The organism is Microcoleus sp. MON1_C1, assembly GCF_036701945.1.
Classification (GTDB): Bacteria; Cyanobacteriota; Cyanobacteriia; order Cyanobacteriales; family Microcoleaceae; genus Microcoleus.
In genome coordinates, this window is sequence record NZ_JAUBRO010000124.1 from 1 (window position 1) to 2,978 (window position 2,978).

Below are 2,978 nucleotides of genomic sequence, written 5' to 3' on the forward strand. Positions count from 1 at the left end.
TTTGCTCAACAATAGCTCAAAGCTACTATTCTGCTTTTTTTAAGCATTTATACTTATTGCAAAAGTGACACGCTCCCCAACTACACATGGAACTCCTACCACAGCAAATGAGTTAGAGTTGTCACAATCTGAGCTAGCAGCAACTACACCTGGAACTCCTGCAAGAGCAAATGAGTTAGAGTTGCAATTATCAATCCTGCCTGAAAGGAATGAAACTCAGTGGCAAAAAGTGCGCTCGCATCTAGCAGTCGAGTACAGTTTACCTTTAGAGTTACTCGATTTATTGCACTCTCATTCTTGGTTGTATGCCGGCTCAGAAAAGGCTGTGTTTACAGGACGGACGCTTGAGGGAGAAGCCCGGTTCGCTTTTGTTCTCGATGAAAGAGGCGACTTTACTACAACCCATCCCCTGTCATCTGAAGCTGCTTTCTGGGTAGCCACTACTGGAGAAATTGAGCGAGCTGTGATTGCTTGTAACCCAATCGAAGCTCTTTCAATTTTGCTTATTGAACAGGAAAATTCTGCAACAGCACCACCCACAATTTACCTAGGAATTGAACGAGCTTCACAACTGCCTGCACAATTCTTACAAGAACTCGATAGCGTTATTATAGCGCTCTCAGAAAATTATCAGCTCGCTCGAAATGCGATCTCGCTACTACCGAATGCAGAAATTGTCAGTCCACAGTCAAGTTGGAATGATATCTGGATACAATTAATTGAGCAAGAACAGCAAACTCACCAACAGCATAAACAGCGCATCCAAGACATCGAACTGGATTAGTTATGGTTCCCTAAAAAAGTGAGTAGTGTTTAATACAAAGGCTACTTAACAAATTTTCAGCTCACGACCTAAATTACTGATAGTGCTGCCACTAAGTATTACAAATTTGTGAATAGATTTATCAACTATTTTTTCTTAATCTGCTAAGTAAATTGAGAGGGCGCTTGCTCATTGTTTTTTGTAAGCCGACCTTGATAAAAATAAATTATTTATAGGTTTTTTTAATCCTACAAAAAAAATGAGCGCTGGCGCGCCAAAAAATAAAGTATCGGAGATAAAAAATGGAAGTATCGCAAACCAACACCTACTACTTCAATAATTTAACCTTGATCCACCACACAGAAAACGAACTGTACATTATGGGAAGGCAAACAACACTGGTCTTAAATTTTCAACAAACAAGCTATCAAACGCTCGACCAAATAATCCACGTTCTGCGACTTTTGAGAGACAAAAAAGTCCAAGACAGAAAGTCAATTATCGAGCAAGAGCTGCTGGCCTTAAACTTCCAATTCCCTCTCGAAAGCAGCAACCGTAGCAACAACGACACCAACAATGGTAGCAGCAACGGCAGCCCCAAAAACTGCGAGCTAAAAATCGACTGGTAATTAAATGATGCCGGAGAGATAAGTTTGTTTCTCCGGCAACCACTAGCAAACATTTTTCGCCACATCCAAAAAAGGCTTCCTCTCATAGCAGCATAGGTGTATCTCCTGCACTAAGAGCAAGCCGATATGTTCGACTCGTCGGCTGCAACACTATATCGGCTGGACAATCATATTTGGACGAAAGGCTTTTTCTGATCTAAAAAAGGCCGAGGGGCAAAGTTTTGTGGCGCTGCCCGAAAACATCGCTTTCAAATAAATAGCGTATATACTTGAAATAAAACTAAGTAAGTCGGCGCTTTAAAACGCAACTATGTAAACGATGTAAAGTGTCCAAATGCTCTCTACTGGCTGACTTAAGCCTATTTACATACTGTTACATTATTCGGTTTAATCCCGCCTACCTACTTATCGAAGATATTAAACACAACGAGTCAGTACAGCTATGTCTGCTAAAGATGTCTTTCACGAAGTCGTTAAAATCGCTCTCCAGAAAGATGGATGGCAGATTACTCACGATCCATACACTTTACAAGCAGGAAGTTTAGAACTTTACATCGACTTGGGTGCCGAAAGGGTGGTTGCGGCCCAAAAAGACGGACAGAAAATTGCCGTTGAAATCAAAAGTTTTATTGGCCCCTCCAAAATCTCCCAGTTTTACACAGCTTTAGGACAATTCATTAGTTATCGAGCCGCTTTGCAACAACAAGAAACTGACCGCATTTTATACCTAGCAGTACCCAGCCATGTCTACGATAGTTTTTTCACAATGGGGTTTATTCAGTCTTTAATTCAACAAAATCAAATTCATTTAATTGTTTACGATATAGAGCAGGAGGCGATCGCACAATGGCAAATGTAGACCTTTATAGGCAGCACATCCAAAATCTGCTCTCCCAACACGCTAGTCTTGTGTGGGATGAGCGAATTCAGGCTCAAACTATCTTTGATACCGAGCGCGATCATTATCAATTAGTATATGTGGGCTGGCGCAATCACCGGCGAATTTATGGCCCGGTTTTGCACCTAGATATTATGGACAATAAAATTTGGATTCAGCAGGATGGAACCGAGGTAGGTATTGCCAACGAACTCGTAGAATTAGGAGTTCCTAAACAAGACATAATACTGGGTTTTGACCCCCCTAATATGCGACAATTAAGTGAATTTGCGCTCGGATAGATTACGCTTAAGTGTTAAAAAAATTAGCTGTTTTGAAGGCGACATTTTTAATACTTAACCGCTTTCGTCAGCTTGTATAATTTTTGCAACTGGGTGTTATATTTCGTACTTGAACTTAACACTCAGTTGCTTGTGCATAATTCCTCTATCTATTGCTTTCGCCAATGCGCCTCAACTCCTCGTCCCCGACATTCTAAACGTCCTGCATCCCTTTCCCGGCGCAATAGACGGCGAATCAAATTAATTCCCACTGTCGGACACCGTTCCTGCAATTCCCTACTGGAGAATTCTTGAGGCAAATTGTTAATTGCATCCAATACGATGTTATAGTGGGAGCATGTCACTTTTGTAGTGAGTAATTATACTCAAGCTGCTTTTCGCTGATTACCAATTAAGCCGTTCAAGTA

The 2,978-nt window shown here is 41.1% G+C and carries 5 protein-coding genes; 4 read left to right on the forward strand and 1 reads right to left on the reverse strand.

What is annotated here, in order from left to right:
- The first annotated feature begins 64 nt into the window (after nt 1-64).
- The 4 genes from QUA62_RS29060 (at nt 65) to QUA62_RS29075 (ending at nt 2,571) form a co-directional block, all read left to right on the forward strand.
- Nucleotides 65-784: a hypothetical protein gene (locus tag QUA62_RS29060; protein WP_333408260.1), complete on the forward strand. Its 720-nt coding sequence runs from the start codon at nt 65-67 to the stop codon at nt 782-784.
- A 281-nt stretch (nt 785-1,065) separates the two neighbouring features.
- Nucleotides 1,066-1,392: a hypothetical protein gene (locus QUA62_RS29065; RefSeq protein ID WP_333408261.1), complete on the forward strand. Its 327-nt coding sequence runs from the start codon at nt 1,066-1,068 to the stop codon at nt 1,390-1,392.
- Between the two features lie 442 nt (nt 1,393-1,834).
- Entirely contained in the window at nt 1,835-2,251 is a 417-nt protein-coding gene (locus QUA62_RS29070) for an element excision factor XisH family protein (RefSeq protein WP_333108717.1), read from the forward strand.
- A complete protein-coding gene (locus QUA62_RS29075; protein ID WP_333098754.1) occupies nt 2,239-2,571 on the forward strand; it encodes a XisI protein in 333 nt (110 codons plus the stop codon). Before QUA62_RS29070 ends, QUA62_RS29075 begins: the two co-directional genes overlap by 13 nt.
- A gap of 149 nt (nt 2,572-2,720) precedes the next feature.
- Here the strand turns inward: QUA62_RS29075 and QUA62_RS29080 are convergent, their stop codons facing one another.
- Nucleotides 2,721-2,915 (reverse strand): hypothetical protein, encoded by a 195-nt coding sequence (locus QUA62_RS29080; RefSeq protein ID WP_333408262.1) that lies wholly within the window; start codon nt 2,913-2,915, stop codon nt 2,721-2,723.
- Between the last annotated feature and the right edge of the window lie 63 nt (nt 2,916-2,978).